Raw genomic sequence first — 19366 nt, 5'->3', positions numbered from 1 at the left:
GCGACAGAGCCGGCGGGCCGTGACGGCCCGCCGGCAATGACGAGTTGTGGAGGGTGGGGCCTACCGCGTCAGGCGCGGGTGACCTTGCCAGCCTTGATGCAGGAGGTGCAGACCTTCAACTTCTTGGTGTTGCCGCCACCGGCCGGGGTACGCACCGACTGGATGTTCGGGTTCCAGCGGCGGTTGGTCCGCCGGTGCGAGTGGGACACGTTGTGGCCGAAGCCCGGTCCCTTGCCACAGACGTCGCACACGCTAGCCACGGGATACTCCTGGGATTGAAACGTTCATGAGGTCGCCGCCAGGCGCAGCCCGGGCAACCTGGCCAGGTTACCCGATGGTCCAGGCACCGACCAACCGGCCCCGGAGGGCGGTGCTGGCGGCCGGCCGGACACGCCGTGCGGGTGCCGGCGACACCGGCGGGTGTCGGTGCGCGCCAGTAGGCTTCTCGCCGTGCTGGACACCCTCGACGCCGCCGCGGTGCGCCGTTGGTGCGCGGGCGGGCTGGAGGCGCTCAAGCGTCACCAGGGCGAGATCGACGACCTGAACGTCTACCCGGTGCCGGACGGCGACACCGGCACCAACATGGTGCTCACGCTCACCTCCGCCCAGCAGGCGCTCGCGATGGACCTCGGCACCCTCCCGGAGGACGGACCCACCGCGCACGGGCACGCGCTGCGGCTCATGGCCCGGGGCGCCCTGCTGGGCGCGCGGGGCAACTCGGGGGTGATCCTGTCGCAGATCCTGCGCGGCTTCGCCGACGCCGTGGCCGCCGCGCCCGCCGTACGGGGGCGCGAGCTGGCCGCCGCCCTGCGCGACAGCACCACCGCGGCCTACGCCGCGGTCGCCCGCCCGGTCGAGGGCACGCTGCTCAGCGTCGTCGCCGCGGCGGCGCACGCCGCCGAACACGCCGACAGCGACGACCTGTGCGTGGTCGCCCGGGCGGCGGCGGGCGAGGCGGCGCGCGCGTTGGCGCGCACGCCCGAGCAGCTTCCGGCGCTGGCCCGTGCCGGCGTGGTGGACGCCGGAGGCCGGGGCCTGTGCCTGCTGCTCGACGCCCTGGTCGAGGTCGTGACCGGCGAGAGCCCGGAGCGGCCCGCGCCGGACCCGGCCCGGCCGCCGGCCGCCGCCGTCCGCGAAACCGGTTCCGAGGAGTACGCGTACGAGGTGCAGTACCTGCTGGACGCCGGGCCGCAGGAGGTGGCCCGGCTGCGCGCCGAGCTGAGCGCCCTGGGCGACTCGCTGGTGGTCGTCGGCGACGGCAACGCCGGTACGGGCACCTGGAACGTGCACGTGCACGTCAACGACGTGGGCGCGGCGATCGAGGCGGGCGTGGTGGCCGGCCGGCCGCACCGCATCTCGGTGACCCGCTTCGCCGACCAGGTCACCCCGGCGTCGCCCCCCGTGGTCGCGGACGGCCGGGCCGCCGTGGTGGTGGCCGCCGGCGCGGGCATCGCGGGGCTGTTCGCCGGCGAGGGCGCGACGGTGGTGCCCGGCAACCCGTCGACCGGCGAGCTGCTCGACGCGATCCGCGCCACCGGGGCGGCCCGCGTGGTGGTGCTGCCCAACGACCCCGACACGCAGGCGGTGGCGAACGCCGCCGCCCGGGAGGCGCACGGGCTCGGTGTCGAGGTCAGCGTGGTGCCGACCCGCTCGCCGGTGCAGGCGCTGGCCGCCCTCGCGGTGCGTGACCCGGGGCGGCGCTTCGCCGACGACGTCATCGCGATGGCCGAGGCCGCCGGGGCCTGCCGCTACGCCGAGGTCTGCTACGCCCGCCGCGAGGCGCTGACCGTCGCCGGCCCCTGCCGTCCGGGCGACGTGCTGGCGCTGGTCGAGGGGGAGGTGCACCTGATCGGGTCCGACCTGACCGACACCTGCGCCGCCGTGGTCGACCGGATGCTCGGCGGCGGCGGCGAGCTGGTGACGCTGCTCTCCGGGGCGGACGCCCCCGAGGGGCTGGCCGACGCGGTCCGCGCGCACGTCGAGCGGCGCTGGCCGTTCGTCGAGGTGCAGGCGTACCCGGGTGGGCAGCCGCACTACCCGCTCCTGGTGGGGGTCGAATGACGTCCGAGCCGTCCACGATGGACACTCCGCTGAAGAAGCTGGTCGGCGAGAAGACCGCGAAGGCCCTCGCCGGGCACCTCGACCTGCACACCGTGGGCGATCTGATCTACCACTTCCCGCGCCGCTACGACGAGCGCGGCGAGCACACCGACATCCGCTCGCTCGATGTCGGCGAGCAGGCCACCGTGCTCGCCCAGGTGCAGCGCACCGCCGTACGCCCGATGCGCCAGCGCCGGGGCAACCTGCTGGAGGTGACGGTCGGCGACGGCTCGGGCGGCACCCTGACCCTGACCTTCTTCGGCAACCAGGCCTGGCGGGAACGCGAGCTGCGCCCCGGCCGGTGGGGGCTGTTCGCCGGAAAGGTCACCGAGTTCCGGGGCAGGCGGCAGCTCAACGGCCCGGAGTACGTCCTGCTCGGGGAGGGCGGCGAGGGCGAGGCGGCGGCCAACGAGGAGGTCGAGGAGTTCGCCGGCGCGCTGATCCCGGTCTATCCGGCCGCCGCGGCGGTGCCCACCTGGGTGATCGCCCGCTGCGTCCGGGTGGTGCTGGACACCTTCACCGCGCCGGAGGATCCGCTGCCGGGCACCCTGCGGGCCACCCGCAACCTGGGCGGGATCGGCACCGCGCTGCGCGAGATCCACCGGCCGTCGAGCAAGGAGGCGCTCTACCGGGCGCGGCACCGGCTCAAGTGGGACGAGGCGTTCGCCGTGCAGCTCACCCTGGTGCAGCGCAAGCACCGGGCCGCCGCCTGGCCGGCCCGGCCGCGCCCGCCGAGGGCCGGCGGCCTGCTCGACGCCTTCGACGCCCGGCTGCCCTACGAGCTGACGCCCGGCCAGCACGACGTCGGGGTGGAGATCGCGGCGGACCTGGCCACGGCCCACCCGATGCACCGGCTGTTGCAGGGCGAGGTCGGCTCCGGCAAGACCGTGGTCGCGCTGCGCGCGATGCTCCAGGTGGTCGACGCGGGCGGGCAGGCCGCGCTGCTGGCCCCGACCGAGGTGCTCGCCGCGCAGCACCACCGGGGCATCCTCGACCTGCTCGGGCCGCTCGGGCGGGCCGGCGAGCTGGGCGCGGCCGACGACGCCACCCGGGTCGAGTTGGTCACCGGCTCGCTGGGCGCGGCGGCCCGCCGACGCGCGCTGGCCGAGGTCGCCAGCGGCGCCGCCGGCATCGTGCTCGGCACCCACGCCCTGCTCTACGAGGGCGTCGACTTCGCCGACCTCGGCCTGGTGGTGGTCGACGAGCAGCACCGCTTCGGCGTGGAGCAGCGCGACGCGCTGCGCGCCAAGGCCGAGCAGCCGCCGCACGTGCTGGTGATGACGGCCACCCCGATCCCGCGCACGGTGGCGATGACCGTCTACGGCGACCTGGAGACCTCCACGCTCTCCCAACTGCCGCAGGGCCGCTCGCCGATCGCCTCGCACGTCGTCCCGGCCGCCGAGAAGCCGGCCTTCCTCGACCGGGCCTGGCGCCGGGTGCGCGAGGAGGTGGCCGCCGGACACCAGGCGTACGTCGTCTGTCCCCGCATCGGGGAGGGGCCGGCGGGCGAGGAGGAGCCGCCGCCGGAGGACGACAACGGGCGCCGGCCGCCGATGGCGGTCACCGAGGTGGCGCCGCTGCTCGCCGAGGGGCCGCTGCACGGCCTGCGGATCGGCGTGCTGCACGGCCGGCTGCCGGCCGACGAGAAGGACGCGGTGATGCGCTCCTTCGCCGCCGGCGACCTCGACGTGCTGGTCGCCACGACCGTCGTCGAGGTGGGCGTCAACGTGCCGAACGCGACCGTGATGATCGTGCTCGACGCCGACCGGTTCGGCGTCTCCCAGCTGCACCAGCTGCGCGGCCGGGTCGGCCGGGGCAGCGCCCCCGGGCTCTGCCTGCTCGTCACCGAGGCGCTGGAGGGCACGCCCGCACGGGAGCGCCTCGACGCGGTGGCCTCCACCACCGACGGGTTCAAGCTCGCCGAGCTGGACCTCGAACAGCGCCGGGAGGGCGACGTGCTGGGCGCCACCCAGTCGGGGCGGCGTTCGCACCTGCGGCTGCTCTCGCTGCTGCGCGACGCCGACCTGATCCGCGACGCCCGGGCCGAGGCGATCGCCCTGGTCGAGGCGGACCCGGAGCTTTCCCGGCACCCGGCGCTGGCGGCGTCGGTGGCCGCCCTGGTCGACGAGGAACGCGCCGAATACCTGGAGAAGGGCTGATCTAGGCTTCGACGGATGTCCACATCCTCAATCGACAGTGGCGTGCTCCTGCTGGCCCGGGGCGACGAGATCCTGACGGAACAGGTCACCGGGGTGGTCGATCGGAGCACCGGCATCCGCTGCGCTCCCGGGACCCGGTTCCAGATCGCCTCGATCAGCAAGCAGATGGCCGCCGCGGCGGTGTCGTTGCTCGCCGAGCGGGGTGCGCTGAGCCTGTCCGATCCGGTCGTGCGCTGGCTGCCCGGCCCGCCGCCGGAATGGTCCGGCATCACCCTGCACCACCTGCTCACCCACACCTCGGGCCTGGGTCACTGGGCGGAGTACCCGGCGGTCGATCTCGTCGACCCGGTCGAGCCGGACGACCTGCTCGGCTTGTTCGCCGCGGTGCCGCCGCTGTTCCGGCCCGGTGCCGGGTGGCACTACAGCAGTCCCGGCTACGTGCTGTTGGCCCGGGCCGTCGAGCGCGCGGCCGACCAGCCGTACGCCGAGTTCCTCGCCGAGGAGGTCTTCGCGCCGCTGGGCATGACGGGCAGCTTCGCCGGTGCGGGCGATGGCCGGCCGGACGTGGCGGTCGGGCACGAGGGCGGCCGTCCGGTGCCGTCCTGGGACCTGGCGACCGTGAGCATGGGCGCGGGTGACGTCTGGTGCACCGGGACGGACCTGCTCACCTGGCTCGACGTGCCGCGCCGGGGCCGGCTGCTCGCCCCGGCCTCGGTGACGGCGATGACCGCCCCGCACGCGCCCACCGGCCGGCCCGGGGAGGCGTACGGCTACGGGTTCTTTGTCGGCCCGCTGGCCGGCAGACGGGCGCTGCACCACTCGGGGGACAACGGCGGCTACAAGGCGTTCGCAGCCTGGCTGCCCGACTCGGACCAGCGGCTCGTGCTGCTGACCAACCAGGCCGAGGTCGACCCGGTCACGATCACGTCGGTGCTCGGCCCCGCCGAGGTGCGTTGACCGGGTGCGGACGCCGGCCGGGTGGCGGACGGCGATCGTCGAGCCCCCGGCACCGGTCCCGGCATCGTCGCGGGCCCGGTGTGGGCCGGCGGGGCCGACAGGTCGTGGCGGATCCGCCCGTCGTCTCGGGTGCTTCGTACACCGGCCGGACCGTCGCGTAGCGTCGGGGCATGCGCAGGGAGCGACGGTGACCCGGATCGTGGCCGGAACCCTTGGTGGGCGGCGGATCGCGGCGCCGCCGGGCGCGGGCACCCGGCCGACGTCGGACCGGGTCCGCGAGGCGCTGTTCAGCGCCGTGCAGGCCGAGCTCGACCTCACCGGCGTACGCTTCGCCGACCTCTACGCCGGCTCCGGCGCGGTCGGCCTGGAGGCGCTCTCCCGGGGCGCCGCGCACGTGCTGCTGGTGGAGTCCGACGCCCGGGCGGCCCGGGTGATCCGGGAGAACGTGGCGACACTGCGCGTCGGCCCGGCCGTCCGGCTGGTCACCGGCAAGGTGTCCACGGTGCTGACGGCCGGCCCGGACGGCGACCCGTACGACGTGGTCTTCGCCGACCCGCCCTACACGGTGCCCGACGCGGAGATCACCGCGATGCTCGCCGCGCTGGTCGACGGCGGTTGGCTGGCCCCGGACGCCCTGGTGGTGGTGGAGCGCTCCAGCCGCACCGGCCCGGTCGGATGGGTGCAGGGCGTCACCGCCGAGCGCAGCCGTCGATACGGCGAGACGACCCTTTGGTACGGTCGCCGATCATGAGACGTGCGGTGTGTCCCGGCTCGTTCGACCCGGTCACCAACGGACACCTCGACATCGTCGGCCGGGCGAGCCGGCTGTTCGACGAGGTGATCGTGGGCGTGCTGGTCAACCAGTCGAAGAGCGGCCTGTTCACCGTCGAGGAGCGGATCGACATGCTCCGCGAGGTGACCGCCTCCTACGACAACGTCCGGGTCGAGTCGTTCCAGGGACTGCTGGTCGACTTCTGCCGGGCGCAGCAGGCGAGTGTGCTGATCAAGGGCCTGCGGGCGGTCAGCGACTTCGACTACGAGCTGCAGATGGCGCAGATGAACATCGGCCTGGCCGGCGTCGAGACCCTGTTCATGCCGACCAACCCGCTCTACTCGTTCCTCTCCTCCAGCCTGATCAAGGACGTGGCGAAGTGGGGCGGGGACATCTCGGCCCACGTGCCCGACCGGGTCCGCGAGGAGTTGCGGGCCCGCCTCGTTCCGCCGTCTCGCGGCTGAGCCGCCCGGCCGCCTCGCGCTGAGTAGCCTGGCCGCCTCGCGGCTGGGCGTCCCCGCGGGTACGCCCGTGCCACCCACCCCGCCGGAGCGTCTCCGGCGGGGTGGCCGCGCGTGCCACCGCGACGCGCCGGGCCGGGGTGAGCGGCGCGGTGTGGTCGGGGCGCGACATGATGTGTGGAGCGGGAAACCGGCCGTAGCCCGCATCATGTAGGTCGGCCCGACGAACGACAGGAGTGAGGTACCGGTGGACCCGCTCGATCGCATCGACGAACTGATCGCCATGGTGGAGCAGGCCCGCTCCGTCCCGATGTCGCGCAACAACTGCATGGTCGACCGGGGCGAGTTCATCGCGGCCCTCGACGACCTGCGCGCCGAACTCCCCGCCGACCTGCGCCGGGCCGCCGCGCTGCTGGAGGAACGGGACAAGATCATGGAGGCCGGCAAGCGCGAGGCCGACCGGATCATCAGCGAGGGTGAGGCGGAACACGCCCGGCTGGTCTCGGTGAACGAGATCACGGTCTCCGCCGAGCACGAGGGCGCGCGGATCATCGCGGAGGCCCGCGCCGAGGCGCAGCGCCTGCGCGAGGAGGTCGACGACTACGTCGACACCGCGCTGGCCAACTTCGAGCAGTTCCTCACCCGGGCGCTGGCGTCGATAGAGCGGGGCCGGGACAAGATGCACGCGCTGCGGGAGATCGGCACCTTCGGTGGGGAGGAGGCGGAACGCCCGCTACCCTTCTGAGCGGCACCTCACCAGCCGGCACACGGGGCGGGCGTCGCCCCCGGTTCGACGGTCCGGCGGTCGTCCAGGTAACCTCTTTTGTCGGCCTCTCACCGGCCGGAGTCTGACTATGCCCAAGCACACGCAACCGACACTCGACCCCAGGTCGCCGCTGGTCCTCGACACGAGGGAGCTGCCGCGCCGGCCTGGTGCGATGCGTACGGAAAAGCGGGTGGCGCGGGCACCGGCGGACCTCGGCGGAGAGATGATCAGCGTGCCGGAGGGCGCGGACCTCGACCTCGACCTGAGGTTGGAGTCGGTGTCCGAGGGCGTGCTCGTCTCGGGAACCGTCAGCGGTCCCGTCCGAGGCGAGTGCGGTCGCTGCCTACGCGAGATCGACGACTCGCTGGCCGTGCGGATCCAGGAGCTGTACGCGTACGAGAACAGCACCACGGACACCACGACCGACGAGGACGAGGTGGGCCGGATGCAGGGCGATCTGATCGACCTGGAGCCGGCGCTGCGGGACGCGGTGGTACTCACACTGCCGACCAACCCGCTCTGCCGGGAGGACTGCCCAGGCCTGTGCCCCGACTGCGGGGTGCACTGGGACGATCTGCCGGCCGACCACAGTCACGAGCAGATCGACCCGCGTTGGGCGGGCCTGTCGCAACTGAACCGTAAAGAGGAGTAGGAACCGTGGCCGTCCCCAAGCGCAAGATGTCGCGCAGCAACACCCGCGCCCGCCGGGCGAACTGGAAGGCGACCGTGGTCGCGACCGTGGCCTGCCCCCAGTGCAAGTCGGCGAAGCTGCCGCACGCCGCCTGCTCCGTCTGCGGCACCTACAACGGCCGCCAGGTCCTCGAGGTCTGACCTGGACGCCGAGTGACACCCCCGACCCCTGGTCGGGCGGCGCGCGCACCAAGGCACTCGCCCGGTGTCCCGGCTCCCTCCGACGCCGGCCGGTCTGCTCCGGCCGGCGTAGCGGTGGAGTCGGGCACCGCGCGGATCGCCGTTGACCTCCTCGGCGGGGACGACGCTCCCGCCGTCGTGGTTGACGGCGCTCTGCGGGCCGTGCACGCCGACCCCGACCTGCACCTGCTGCTCGTCGGCCCGACCGAGGCCGCCGGCCTGGTGATCCGTGCCCTCGACCCCGCGCAGCGCGCCCGGGTCACCGTACGGCCCGTCCGTACCGCCGTCGGCATGGCCGACCACCCCGTGGCCGCCCGCGCCGACAGCACCGTCCGCGCCGCCGTGCACGCCGTCCGTGACGGCGTGGCCGACGCGTTCGTCTCCGCCGGCTCGACCGGCGCCACCGTCACCGCCGTCGCGCTCGGCCTCGGCCGCTGGCCGGACGTACGCCGTCCCGCGCTGGTGGCCACCCTCCCCGCCGTCGCCGGCCCGGTGGTCCTGCTGGACGTCGGGGGCTCGCTGGAGCCGCGCCCGGCCACCCTGGCCCGCCACGCCATGCTCGGCGCCGCCTACGCGGCCGTGGCCCACGCCGTCGCCGCGCCCCGGGTGGGGCTGCTGTCGGTGGGCACCGAGGCCGGCAAGGGCGACCGCGCCCGCCGGGTCGCCGATCCCGTCCTCGCCGCCGCGTCGCTGCCCTGCGACGGCCGCTACGTCGGCCTCGTCGAGGGCTACGACGTCTCCCTCGGCGCGCGCGCCGATGTGGTGGTCACCGACGGGTTCACCGGTAACGTGCTGCTCAAGGCGATCGAGGGCGCGTACGCGATGGCCGGCGGGCCCCCGTCCGGCGGCGGCGCCCCCCGCGCGGCGGCCCTGCTCGGGGTCGCCGGGACGGTTGTCGTCTGCCACGGCGCCGCCCGGGGCGAGGACGTCGCCGAGGGCATCGCGCTGGCCGCCCAGCTCTGGCGGCGGCGCGCCACCGACCAGGTCCGCGCGCTGCTCGACGGCGCCGAGGCGGACGACCGCGAGGACAGCACCGATCGCACCATCGACACCGAGGTACCGACATCATGAGCAACGACAAGCGGCGGCGGGCGTCCGTCGGTCACCTGGAAGCCGCGTTCGGCGTCAGCCTGGATCCGGAACTGCTCGAGCGCGCGCTGACCCACCGCTCGTACGCGTACGAGAACGGCGGCCTGCCCACCAACGAGCGGTTGGAGTTCCTGGGCGACTCGGTGCTCGGCGTGGTGATCACCACCGCGCTCTTCCACAACCACCCAGACCTGCCCGAGGGGCAGCTGGCCAAGCTGCGGGCCAGCGTGGTCAACATGCGCGCCCTCGCCGACGTGGCCCGGGGCCTCGGCCCGGACGGGCTCGGCGCCTACCTGCTGCTCGGCAAGGGGGAGGAGACCACCGGCGGCCGGGACAAGGCGAGCATCCTCGCCGACACCCTGGAGGCGCTGCTCGGCGCGATCTACCTCCAGTACGGGCTGGACACCGCGGCCATCGTCATCCACCGGCTGTTCGACCCGCTGATGGCCGAGTCGGCCGGCCGGGGCGCGGCCCTGGACTGGAAGACCAGCCTCCAGGAGCTGACGGCGGCGCTCGGGCTCGGCGTCCCCGAGTACCGCATCGAGGGCACCGGGCCGGACCACCTCAAGACGTTCACCGCCTGGGTGGTGGTCGCCGGCAACCGCTACGGCGGGGCCGACGGGCGCAGCAAGAAGGAGGCCGAGCAGCGGGCCGCCGAGGCGGCCTGGCGGACGCTCACCGAGCAGGCGGAGCGGGAGCCGGTCGGGCCGGAGGGCCCGGTGGCCGAGGACCCGACGGTGGAGGCCGCCGAGGCGGGCCTGGGTCGTGCCTGAGCTGCCCGAGGTCGAGACGGTCCGGCAGGGGCTGGCCCGGTGGGTCACCGACCGGCGGATCTCCACCGTCGAGGTGCGCCACCCCCGCGCGGTACGCCGGCACACGCCCGGTGGCGGGCACTTCGCCGACGTGCTGGCCGGCCGGACGGTGCTGGACGTGCGCCGCCGCGGCAAGTACCTGTGGCTGCCGCTGGACAGCGGCGACGCCGTGATCGGGCACCTGGGCATGTCGGGTCAGCTGCTGGTGCAGCCGGCCGCCGCCCCCGACGAGACGCACCTGCGGGTGCGGTTCCGGTTCACCGACGGCGGTCCCGAGCTGCGTTTCGTCGACCAGCGCACGTTCGGCGGCCTGTCCGTCTCCGCCGGGGGCGCGGAGCTGCCGGCGGAGATCGCGCACATCGCCCGGGACCCGATGGACCCGCAGTTCTCCGACGTGGCGTTCGCCGCCGCGCTGCGCCGACGGCGTACCGAGGTCAAGCGGGCCCTGCTGGACCAGACGCTGATCTCCGGCGTGGGCAACATCTACGCCGACGAGGCGCTGTGGCGGGCGAAGCTGCACGGCGCCCGTCCCACCGACGCGTTGACCGGCCCGGCCGCGCTGCGGCTGCTGGGCCACGTCCGGGACGTCCTGGCCGAGGCGATCACGGCCGGCGGCACCAGCTTCGACGCCCTCTACGTCAACGTCAACGGCGAGAGCGGCTACTTCGACCGGGCGCTGAACGCCTACGGGCGGGAGGGGCTGCCGTGCGCCCGCTGCGCCGCGCCCATCCGTCGCGAGTCGTTCATGAACCGTTCGTCGTACAGCTGCCCGCGCTGTCAGCCCCGCCCCCGGGCGGCACTTCGGGGGTGACCCCGACCGGCGTCCCCGGCTGCGCTGGGCGGTGCCGGCGGTCAGGGCACCTGGCAGGGGATCCGCCACGCGTCCAGCTCGCGTTGCTTGCGGATCGAGGAGAGGCCGTAGCCCACCGTGGTGACGCAGAAGTCCGTCGTCGAGCCGGTGTACTCCACGTGGAACACCGGCTTGCCCGCCTCGACGAACGGCAGTAACCGGTCACACTGGTCGAGCCGTACGCACTCCTCGTTGACGGCGAAGTCGAAGTCCGGGGCCAGGGCGGCCACCTGCTCCAGGTCGTTGATCAGGCCGGGGGAGAGGCTCAGCGAGCGGGCCAGCTCGGCGAGCCGGCGGTTGAACCGCAGCTGGTCGTCGAAGCCGAGCGGGAAGCCGGAGCGGCGCGCGTACGCGTCGGCGTCGGCCAGCGCGACCGCCCCGAAGCCCTTGCCCCGGCAGAGCCGGAACCGGTCGGCCAGCACCGGGCGCAGCGCGTCCCACTGCCGTACGTCGAGCCATCGGCTCTGCGGGCGGCGGGACGCGGCACCCCGTACGGCGGCCGGGAAGCGGTCCGCGTCGGGGTCGCCCGGCAGGACGGAGCCGACGTGCACCTGGCAGACCAGCCGGCGGTCCCGGGAACGCAGCTCGGCGGTCTGCGCGGCGGTGGTGGCGACCGGATCGAGCAGGAAGACGTCGGCGGCGACGGTCGGGTCCAGTACGCCGCTGAGCTGCCACTGCCACTGCCACCGGCCCGCCGACGCCGCCGGCCAGCTCGTCGGGGCGCCCGGCGGGGTGAGGTTCACGCGACAGGCGCCCAGCACGCTCAGCAGCGCGAGCGCGACGCAGGCGGGCAGGGCCCGCGCCACGGCGCGCGTACGCGGCCGGATCCGCATCGGCAGCTCCCGGGTCGCGGGCGGCGGTGTGCCGCCCGGAGCGGGTACGCCGCGTCGGCGTACCTCATCCGGTCAAACGAGCGCGGACCCGGCCACGACTCGCGTTCAGCGCGGCGCGGCGAAGACCTGCGTCCAGTACGGCCCGTTGCTGCTGGCCACGCCGACGCCGATCTCGGTGAAGGCGCAGTTCAGGATGTTGGCCCGGTGCCCGGAGCTGTTCATCCAGGCGGTCATGACGGCGGCCGGCGTCTTCTGGTTCCAGGCGACGTTCTCGCCGTAGGTACGCCAGGAGTAGCCGACCCGGTCCAGCCGGGTCCCGACGTTGCTGCCGTCGCTGCCCGTGTGCGACATCTTCTGGTGGTCGGCCTGGTCCTGGCTGTGCCGCTGGGCGGCGGTCATCAGCTTGTCGTCGATGCTCACCGCGGCGCAACCGGCCTTGGCGCGTTCGGCGTTGACCAGGTCGACCACCTGGCTGGCCTGGCTGCCGGCCCCGCTGCTGCCGACCGGGGTCTTCGTGCCGCCGCTGGTCGGCGCGGTGCTCCGCTCGGCGTTGCCCCGCGAGGGCGCGGTGGTACGCGACGGTGCCGGCGCCGGCCTGGTGGTCTTCGTGGCCGACGGGCTGGGCCTGGCGGTGGTCGGCGTGGTGCTCGGGGTGGGCGGGGCCAGCGCGTCGGGTGTCGACTCGACGTCCGGCAGCACCGGGGCGGCGGCGACCGTGTCGTCGACGGCGGTCGGCTCGGTCGCCGGGTCGCCGCCGGTCAGCGCGACCGCGCCGACCCCGAGGCTCACCACCAGCGTCGCGGCCGCGGCGGCGCCACCGATCAGCAGCCGGCGGGGGAACCGGCGGCGCGGGCGGTGGCGGCCGTCGGCGACGGTCTGCTTCGCCCGGAGCGCGGCGAGGTCGACGGGAGCGGTCGGGGCGTCCATCGGCTCGGGCCGCCGGTGTCCGGTGCGGGCGTCGTCGCGCTCGGGCTGCCAGCGCCCGGCCGGGGCGTCGGTCGGCGCGGCCTGCCAGTGTGCGGTCCGGGCGTCGTCGGACCCGGGCTGCCAGCGCGGGGCGTCGGTCGGTTCGGGCTGCCAGCGTGCGGTCGGCCGGTCGCGGTGCCACTCGTCGGCGGGCTGCTGCGGGTCGTCCCCGAACAGGTAGGCCGACCTCGGCTCCGGACGGTCGGTGAGCCAGGCCGGCTCCTCACTCAGCGGCTGCTCGCGGCGCCGGGCGGCGCCGTCCGGGTCGTTCGGATCGGTCCAGCCGTACACGCCTGTGCCTCCAGGGGGTTGCTTGCGGGCCGGGGTGACGCTACGTGGCGGGCGCGAACAGCGGCAACGCGGCTAAGGAAGAGTTAAGGGGATGCCGGGCGGCACGGTGGGGACTTCCCGGGATCCGAGGCGTAGAGTCAGGGTGTCCGGACAGAGTGTGTCCGCGCCTTGTGGCAGCCCCCTCGGCAAGTGGTCAGGTCGACGTGGAAATGATCTACGGCCTGCGAGAACTTGACGAAGGAGGGGGTGCCGGCTCAATATGTAGGTGTCGCCAGTCGCGCCCGGTCATGCCCAGAATCGTCTGGGATGACAGCCGCGTACACATTTGGGCGCGCGTTGGCCGGCCCTTCCGGCAGCGCATATCAAGGAGTCAACATGGCTAAGGCCCTGTACGGCCACGTAGGCGCGGCGCCCGATCGGCGCCTGCTCGACGAGGTCACCCGACTGCGTGCCACGGTTCGGGCTCTGGAGTTCGAGATCACGCGGCTGCGTGCCGAGAACGATCGGCTCGCGGCGGCTGCGGCGGAGGCGGACGATCTGCTCCGTCTGGCCGAGCCCGCGCTGACCTGATCTCCAGATCGCAAAACTGAATCGCACCACGCGAAAAAGCGCGCCGACACTTCTGTGCCGGCGCGCAACTCTGTCCGGGCCCCTTGTCGCGACGTGAATCAATGATCTTGCGCTATTCCGCCGACGTCCCGCACCGAACGACCCCTCTGTCGTGAGCGCCCGGCGGTCGCCAGGCGGGTCGCGTGCCCGGCGCCTCCCGGTCCCGGGTTAGTCTGCGGGTCAACCCAGGTCCGCGCAGCCGGCGACGGTACGGCGGCCACCGGACGAGGATCGAGAAGGTGCATCTCAAGAGCCTGACGGTGAAGGGCTTCAAGTCCTTCGCCTCCGCGACGACGCTGAAGCTGGAGCCGGGGATCACCTGCGTGGTTGGCCCCAACGGCTCCGGCAAGTCCAACGTCGTCGACGCCATCGCCTGGGTGCTCGGCGAGCAGGGCGCCAAGGCGCTGCGCGGCGGCAAGATGGAGGACGTCATCTTCGCCGGCACCGCCGGGCGCGCCCCGCTGGGCAGGGCCGAGGTGACCCTCACGATCGACAACACCGACGGCGCGCTGCCGATCGAGTACACCGAGGTGTCGATCACCCGCCGGATGTTCCGCTCCGGCGAGAGCGAGTACGAGATCAACGGCGACTCCTGCCGGCTGCTCGACATCCAGGAACTGCTGTCGGACTCGGGCATCGGCCGGGAGATGCACATCATCGTCGGCCAGGGGCGGCTCGACGGCATGCTGCACGCCAAGCCCGAGGACCGCCGCTCCTTCATCGAGGAGGCGGCCGGCGTCCTCAAGCACCGCAAGCGCAAGGAGAAGGCGCTGCGGAAGCTCGACGCGATGCAGACGAACCTCAACCGGCTCACCGACCTCACCGCCGAGCTGCGCCGCCAGCTCAAGCCGCTGGGTCGGCAGGCGGAGGTGGCCCGCCGCGCCGCCGCCATCCAGGCCAACCTGCGCGACGCCCGGCTGCGGCTGCTCGCCGACGACCTGGCCACCCTGCGCGCCACCCTGGACCGGGAGATCGCCGACGAGACGGCGGTGCGCGAGCGGCGCGAGCAGGTCGAGGCCGAGCACACCGAGGTGCAGGCGCGGCTGGCCGAGCTGGAGGCGGCCCTCGCCGAGGACGCGCCGCTGCTGGCCGCCGCCCAGGACACCTGGTACAAGCTTTCCGCCCTCTCCGAGCGGTTCCGCTCCATCGAGCAGCTCGCCCGGGAGCGGCTCCGGCACCTCAGCGCCACACCCGATGACGAGCGCCCCGGCCGCGACCCCGACCAGTTGGAGGCCGAGGCCGAGCGGATCCGCGAGCAGGAGGAGGACCTGCGGGCCGCGCTCACCGACGACCAGATCCGGCTGGCCGAGGCCGTCGAGCACCGCCAGGAGCTGGAACGGCAGCTCGCCGCCGCCGAGCGCGAGCTGGTCGCCGCGGCCAAGGCGATCGCCGACCGCCGGGAGGGGCTGGCCCGGCTGACCGGCCAGGTCAACTCCGCCCGGGCCCGTACCACCAGCGCCGGTGAGGAGATCGAACGGCTCGCCGCCGCGCACGCCGACGCGCTGGCCCGGGCCGAGCAGGCGCAGGCCGAGCTCGACGCGGTGGCCGAGCAGTCGACCGAGGCCGACCGGGACAACGCCGACCTCGACGCCCGGCACGCCGAGGCGGTCGCCGCCCAGGAACGGGCGCAGGCCACCGTACGGTCGCTGACCGACGCCGAGCGCGCGGCGGAGAAGGACGCCGCCACCTGGAAGGCCCGGGAGGAGGCGCTCGCCCTCGGCCTGCGTCGCAAGGACGGCGCGGGCGCGCTGCTGGCCCGCGCCGACGAGGTGCCGGGCCTGCTGGGCAGCCTCGCCGGGATGCTCACGGTCGCCCCCGGGCAGGAGGCCGCGCTCGCCGCCGCGCTCGGCGGGCTCGCCGACGCGGTGGCGGTCAGCGGCGTCGACGAGGCCGTCGAGGCCATGCGGCTGCTGAAGATCTCCGACGCCGGCCGCGCCGGCCTGCTGGTCGGCAGCCCCGCCGGCCCGGGCATGGACGGCCCCGCCGACGCGCTGCGGCCGAAGCTGCCCGACAACGCGCGCTGGGCGCCCGACCTGGTGGAGTGCTCCCCGCAGATCCGCCCGGCGGTGCACCGGGCGCTGCGCGACGTGGTGCTGGTCGACGACCTCGCCGCGGCGGCCGAGGTGGTCGCCGGCAATCCCGAGCTGCGCGCGGTCACCCCGGACGGGGACGTGGTCGGCGCGTACGCGGCGGCCGGCGGATCGGCCAAGGCGCCCAGCTTCATCGAGGTGCAGGCCGCCGTCGAGGAGGCCCGGTCGAACCGGCTCGCCGCCGAGGGCACCGGCGCGGAGCTGCGCGAGCAGCTCGTGGACGCCCGCGCCGAGGTGGCCGCCGCCAAGGAGACCGTGCAGCACGCCGCCGCCGCCAAGCGGGAGGCGGAGAGCCACCGCAACGCCGCCGCCCGCCGGCTGGCCGAGCTGGGCGCGGCGGCCCGCTCCGCGAAGGCGGAGACCGACCGGCTCGGCGAGTCCCGGGCGCGCGCGGAGGCGGCCCGGGAGCGGGACCTGCTCGCCCTGGCCGAGCTGGAGGAGCGGCTGCGGCTGGCCGAGGAGACCCCCGTCGACGCGGAACCCTCCACCGAGGAACGCGACCAGCTCGCCGCCATGGTGCCCCAGGCGCGGCAGAACGAGATGGAGGTCCGGCTCGCGGTGCGTACCGCCGAGGAGCGGGTCTCCTCGATCTCCGGCCGCGCGGACTCGCTGCGCCGGCAGGCCACCGCCGAGCGGGCCGCGCGGGAACGCGCGGCGGCGCGGCGGGCGGCGCGCACCCGGGGCGCGGGGATCGCCCGGGCCGTGGTGGGCGGGGCCCGGGAGGCGCTCACCCGGCTGGCCACCTCCATCGCCATGGCCGAGGAGCACCGCGACGCCGTGGCGCGCGAACGGGCCGCCCGCGAGGCCGAGCTCCAGGAGGTACGCGGCGCCGCCAAGCGGCTCGGCGCGGAGCTGGAGCGGCTGACCAGCCAGGTGCACCGCGACGAGGTGGCCCGCGCCGAGCAGCGGCTGCGCATCGAGCAGCTGGAGGCGAAGGCCGCCGAGGACTTCGGGTTGGACGTGGAGAGTCTCGTCGCCGAGTACGGCCCGACCCAGCCCGTCCCGCCCACCCAGGCCGACGTGGCGGCGGCCGAACGCGACGGCCTGCCGGTGCCCGAGCCGGTGCGCTACGAGCGGCCGGTGCAGGAGAAGCGGGCGGCCAAGGCGGAACGGGAGCTGGCCCTGCTCGGCAAGGTGAACCCGCTGGCCCTGGAGGAGTTCGCGGCGCTGGAGGAGCGCTACAAGTTCCTCTCCGAGCAGCTGGAGGACCTCAAGGCCACCCGGCGCGACCTGCTCACCGTGGTCAAGGACGTCGACGAGCGGATCCTGGAGGTCTTCGCCAGCGCGTTCGCCGACACCGCCCGGGAGTTCCAGCAGGTCTTCACCGTGCTCTTTCCCGGCGGCGAGGGACGGCTGGTGCTCACCGACCCCGACGACCTGCTCACCACCGGCGTCGAGGTCGAGGCCCGCCCGCCGGGCAAGAAGATCAAGCGGCTGTCGCTGCTCTCGGGTGGCGAGCGTTCCTTGACGGCGGTGGCGATGCTGGTGGCCATCTTCCGGGCCCGGCCCAGCCCGTTCTACATCATGGACGAGGTGGAGGCGGCGCTCGACGACGTCAACCTCGGCCGGCTGATCACGCTGCTGGCCCAGTTGCGGGAGAAGAGCCAGCTCATCGTCATCACGCACCAGAAGCGCACGATGGAGGTCGCCGACGCCCTGTACGGCGTGACCATGCGCAACGGGGTGACCCAGGTGATCAGCCAACGGCTCAACCGGGCCGACGGAGACGAGCGGCACGGCCGCGGCGAGGAGAACGAGTAGTGGGTCGGGAACGGGCGACGGCGCTCCTGGTGGACTTCGACGGCGTCCTGCGCCGCTGGGACCCGGCGGTCGCCGCCGGGGTGGAGCGGGAGTACGGCCTGTCCGAGGGCGTACTCACCGAGATCGCCATGCAGTGGGGGCGGCTCCAGCCGGTGCTGACCGGGCGGGTCAGCCACGCCGACTGGATCACCAGCGTGGCCGACGCGCTGGCCGACTCGGTGGGCGGCCCCGAGCGGGCCCGGGCGGCCGTGGAGCAGTGGCAGCGTTACCGGGGCGAGGTGGACGCCGAGGTGCTCGCCTTCATCCGCGAGGCGCGGGCCGGTGGCATCCGCGTCGGGCTCGGCACGAACGCCACCGACCTGCTCGACGCCGACCTCGCCGCGCTCGACCTGACTGACGAGTTCGACGTGGTGGTCAACTCGTCCAGGATCGGGGTGAACAAGCCGGCGAAGGAGTACTTCCAGGCGGCCTGCGCGGCCCTGGAGACCCCGCCGGGCCGGGTGCTCTTCGTCGACGACGAGGACTGGGCGATCCGGGGCGCCCGGGTGGCCGGGCTGTCGGCGCTGCGCTGGAGCGGCCCGGCCGACCTGCGGTACGCGCGGGCGGCCCTGGCGTACTGACCGGCTGATCCGGCCCGCCCCGGCGCGGGCTACTCGCCCGTGACGCCGTCGATGCGTTCGCGGATCAGGTCGGCGTGGCCGTTGTGCCGGGCGTACTCCTCGATCATGTGCACGTAGACCCAGCGCAGGTTGAACGTGCGGCGCTTCGGGCCGACCTCGGTGAAGGTCTCGTCCAGCGACCGGCCGGCGGCGGCGTCGCGGGCCAGCGCGATCTGCTGGTGGAAGGTGGCGAGGTCGGCCTCGGCGTCGGCGGCGCTGACGTCGTGGTCGGCGTCCGGATTGTCGGGCGTGAAGTAGGGGTAGTCGACCCGCTGGCCGGCGAAGTTCTCCCGGAACCACCAGGCCTCCACCTCGGTCAGGTGCCGGACCAGGCCGAGCAGGGTGAGCCCCGAGGGCTCGACGCTCGGCGTCTTCAGTTGTTCGGCGGTCAGCCCGGCGCACTTGAGCAGCAGGGTCTGCCGGTGGTAGTCCAGCCAGCCCTCCAGCATGGTGCGCTCGTCGCCGACGTAGGGCTCGGGGGTCCGGGTGATCTCCGGTGCTCGCCAGGTCATGCCGGTCATCCTGGCGGGAACCCCTGACGGTCCGCGACCGGATTGTCAGGGCGGCGGGACGACCAGCGCCTCCGTGGGCCGGAGCCGAGCGGACGGGGCGACGGCGGACCGGCGCGTCGGAGTACGGTCGGCGCGGCCGTACTCCGACTGCTCGACGGTGATCTCCCGCAGTCGCTCCTGGTGGACAGGTGGAGCGGCCCGGGTGCGGCGTCAGCCCTCGGGTCGTGGGTGCCTCGTCAACCTCGGCCGACGATGGTCACCTGGGCGGAGCCGTCGGGCATGCCGGCGATGCTGACGTTGCTGCCGGCGGCCGTGGTGGGCGTGCCCGCGCCGGGCAGCGGCTGGAGCGGGTCCCAGGTGCGGTTGGGGTGGCGGATCTTGTGGTAGACGCCGTTGTCGATGCCGATCATGAGCATCTGGGCGGAGCCGTCGGGCATGCCGGTGATGGCGACGTCCTTGCCGGCGGCGGGGGCGGTGGTGTTGTAGCCGGTGATGGGCTGGAATCCGGTCCAGGTGCCGTTGGGGTTGCGGATCTGGTGGTAGATGCCTCCGTTGGCGCCGACGATGAGGACCTGGGCGGAGCCGTCGGGCATGCCGGCGATGCTGACGCGGCTGCCGGCGGCCGTGGTGGGCGTGCCCGCGCCGGGCAGCGGCTGGAGCGGGTCCCAGGTGCGGTTGGGGTGGCGGATCCGGTGGTAGACGCCGTTGTCGGCGCCGATCATGAGCATCTGGGCGGAGCCGTCGGGCATGCCGGTGATGGCGACGTCCTTGCCGGCGGCGGGGGCGGTGGTGTTGTAGCCGGTGATGGG

General features: G+C 74.4%; 19 protein-coding genes. 14 read left to right on the top strand and 5 right to left on the bottom strand.

Annotation, left to right across the window (positions count from 1 at the left end):
• Nucleotides 1–68: 68 nt before the first annotated feature.
• Complete coding sequence (gene rpmB / locus ACGFIR_RS11680) at nucleotides 69–260, bottom strand: 50S ribosomal protein L28 (RefSeq protein ID WP_011905179.1); 192 nt, start codon at nucleotides 258–260, stop codon at nucleotides 69–71.
• Nucleotides 261–450: 190 nt separating this feature from the next.
• Here rpmB and ACGFIR_RS11675 point away from each other — a divergent pair, with 190 nt between their 5' ends.
• The 11 genes from ACGFIR_RS11675 (at nucleotide 451) to mutM (ending at nucleotide 10797) form a co-directional block, all read left to right on the top strand.
• Nucleotides 451–2061, top strand: a complete 1611-nt coding sequence (locus ACGFIR_RS11675) for a DAK2 domain-containing protein (protein ID WP_393004448.1) — start codon at nucleotides 451–453, stop codon at nucleotides 2059–2061.
• Nucleotides 2058–4259 carry an ATP-dependent DNA helicase RecG gene (gene recG, locus ACGFIR_RS11670; protein ID WP_393004446.1) on the top strand — a complete coding sequence of 734 codons (2202 nt, stop codon included), beginning with the start codon at nucleotides 2058–2060 and terminating at the stop codon, nucleotides 4257–4259. The genes ACGFIR_RS11675 and recG overlap by 4 nt, the downstream gene beginning before the upstream one ends.
• Before the next feature lie 15 nt (nucleotides 4260–4274).
• Nucleotides 4275–5216 carry a serine hydrolase domain-containing protein gene (locus ACGFIR_RS11665; protein ID WP_393004444.1) on the top strand — a complete coding sequence of 314 codons (942 nt, stop codon included), beginning with the start codon at nucleotides 4275–4277 and terminating at the stop codon, nucleotides 5214–5216.
• Between the two features lie 187 nt (nucleotides 5217–5403).
• On the top strand, nucleotides 5404–5967 hold the full coding sequence (rsmD, locus tag ACGFIR_RS11660; protein WP_393004442.1) for a 16S rRNA (guanine(966)-N(2))-methyltransferase RsmD: 564 nt from the start codon (nucleotides 5404–5406) through the stop codon (nucleotides 5965–5967).
• Nucleotides 5964–6452, top strand: a complete 489-nt coding sequence (coaD, locus tag ACGFIR_RS11655; RefSeq protein ID WP_393004440.1) for a pantetheine-phosphate adenylyltransferase — start codon at nucleotides 5964–5966, stop codon at nucleotides 6450–6452. Before rsmD ends, coaD begins: the two co-directional genes overlap by 4 nt.
• A 244-nt stretch (nucleotides 6453–6696) precedes the next feature.
• Entirely contained in the window at nucleotides 6697–7194 is a 498-nt protein-coding gene (locus ACGFIR_RS11650) for a hypothetical protein (protein ID WP_393004438.1), read from the top strand.
• A 109-nt stretch (nucleotides 7195–7303) separates the two neighbouring features.
• Nucleotides 7304–7867, top strand: a complete 564-nt coding sequence (locus tag ACGFIR_RS11645; RefSeq protein WP_393004436.1) for a YceD family protein — start codon at nucleotides 7304–7306, stop codon at nucleotides 7865–7867.
• A gap of 5 nt (nucleotides 7868–7872) precedes the next feature.
• A complete protein-coding gene (gene rpmF / locus ACGFIR_RS11640; RefSeq protein ID WP_018786309.1) occupies nucleotides 7873–8046 on the top strand; it encodes a 50S ribosomal protein L32 in 174 nt (57 codons plus the stop codon).
• A gap of 114 nt (nucleotides 8047–8160) precedes the next feature.
• Complete coding sequence (locus tag ACGFIR_RS11635; protein ID WP_393004434.1) at nucleotides 8161–9156, top strand: phosphate acyltransferase PlsX; 996 nt, start codon at nucleotides 8161–8163, stop codon at nucleotides 9154–9156.
• Entirely contained in the window at nucleotides 9153–9947 is a 795-nt protein-coding gene (gene rnc / locus ACGFIR_RS11630; RefSeq protein ID WP_393004432.1) for a ribonuclease III, read from the top strand. The genes ACGFIR_RS11635 and rnc overlap by 4 nt, the downstream gene beginning before the upstream one ends.
• Nucleotides 9940–10797: a bifunctional DNA-formamidopyrimidine glycosylase/DNA-(apurinic or apyrimidinic site) lyase gene (mutM, locus tag ACGFIR_RS11625; protein WP_393004430.1), complete on the top strand. Its 858-nt coding sequence runs from the start codon at nucleotides 9940–9942 to the stop codon at nucleotides 10795–10797. Before rnc ends, mutM begins: the two co-directional genes overlap by 8 nt.
• A 41-nt stretch (nucleotides 10798–10838) precedes the next feature.
• Here mutM and ACGFIR_RS11620 read toward each other — a convergent pair whose 3' ends face one another.
• Together ACGFIR_RS11620 and ACGFIR_RS11615 are read right to left on the bottom strand one after the other, a co-directional pair.
• Complete coding sequence (locus ACGFIR_RS11620) at nucleotides 10839–11669, bottom strand: endo alpha-1,4 polygalactosaminidase (RefSeq protein WP_393004428.1); 831 nt, start codon at nucleotides 11667–11669, stop codon at nucleotides 10839–10841.
• Between the two features lie 105 nt (nucleotides 11670–11774).
• Nucleotides 11775–12926 carry a CAP domain-containing protein gene (locus tag ACGFIR_RS11615; RefSeq protein WP_393004426.1) on the bottom strand — a complete coding sequence of 384 codons (1152 nt, stop codon included), beginning with the start codon at nucleotides 12924–12926 and terminating at the stop codon, nucleotides 11775–11777.
• A 375-nt stretch (nucleotides 12927–13301) separates the two neighbouring features.
• On the opposite strand from ACGFIR_RS11615, the gene ACGFIR_RS11610 reads away from it, so the two are divergent.
• The 3 genes from ACGFIR_RS11610 (at nucleotide 13302) to ACGFIR_RS11600 (ending at nucleotide 18006) form a co-directional block, all read left to right on the top strand.
• Entirely contained in the window at nucleotides 13302–13496 is a 195-nt protein-coding gene (locus tag ACGFIR_RS11610) for a hypothetical protein (RefSeq protein ID WP_091096806.1), read from the top strand.
• A 278-nt stretch (nucleotides 13497–13774) separates the two neighbouring features.
• The gene (gene smc / locus ACGFIR_RS11605; RefSeq protein ID WP_393004424.1) at nucleotides 13775–17386 is read left to right on the top strand and encodes a chromosome segregation protein SMC; all 3612 of its coding nucleotides are present in this window, start codon (nucleotides 13775–13777) and stop codon (nucleotides 17384–17386) included.
• Nucleotides 17386–18006: an HAD-IA family hydrolase gene (locus ACGFIR_RS11600; protein ID WP_393004422.1), complete on the top strand. Its 621-nt coding sequence runs from the start codon at nucleotides 17386–17388 to the stop codon at nucleotides 18004–18006. Before smc ends, ACGFIR_RS11600 begins: the two co-directional genes overlap by 1 nt.
• Nucleotides 18007–18035: 29 nt before the next feature.
• On the opposite strand, the gene ACGFIR_RS11595 is transcribed toward ACGFIR_RS11600, so the two are convergent.
• Nucleotides 18036–18557 carry a DinB family protein gene (locus ACGFIR_RS11595; protein ID WP_393144576.1) on the bottom strand — a complete coding sequence of 174 codons (522 nt, stop codon included), beginning with the start codon at nucleotides 18555–18557 and terminating at the stop codon, nucleotides 18036–18038.
• A 236-nt stretch (nucleotides 18558–18793) separates the two neighbouring features.
• Nucleotides 18794–19366 (bottom strand): hypothetical protein (locus ACGFIR_RS11590; protein ID WP_393144574.1); only part of this gene is annotated, 573 nt, incomplete at its 5' end.

Origin of the sequence: Micromonospora sp. NPDC049051, assembly GCF_043197575.1 — a bacterium.
Lineage (GTDB): Bacteria > Actinomycetota > Actinomycetes > Mycobacteriales > Micromonosporaceae > Micromonospora.
The sequence above is the reverse complement of the archived record's forward strand: the minus strand, read 5'-3'. Positions and strand labels throughout refer to the sequence as shown.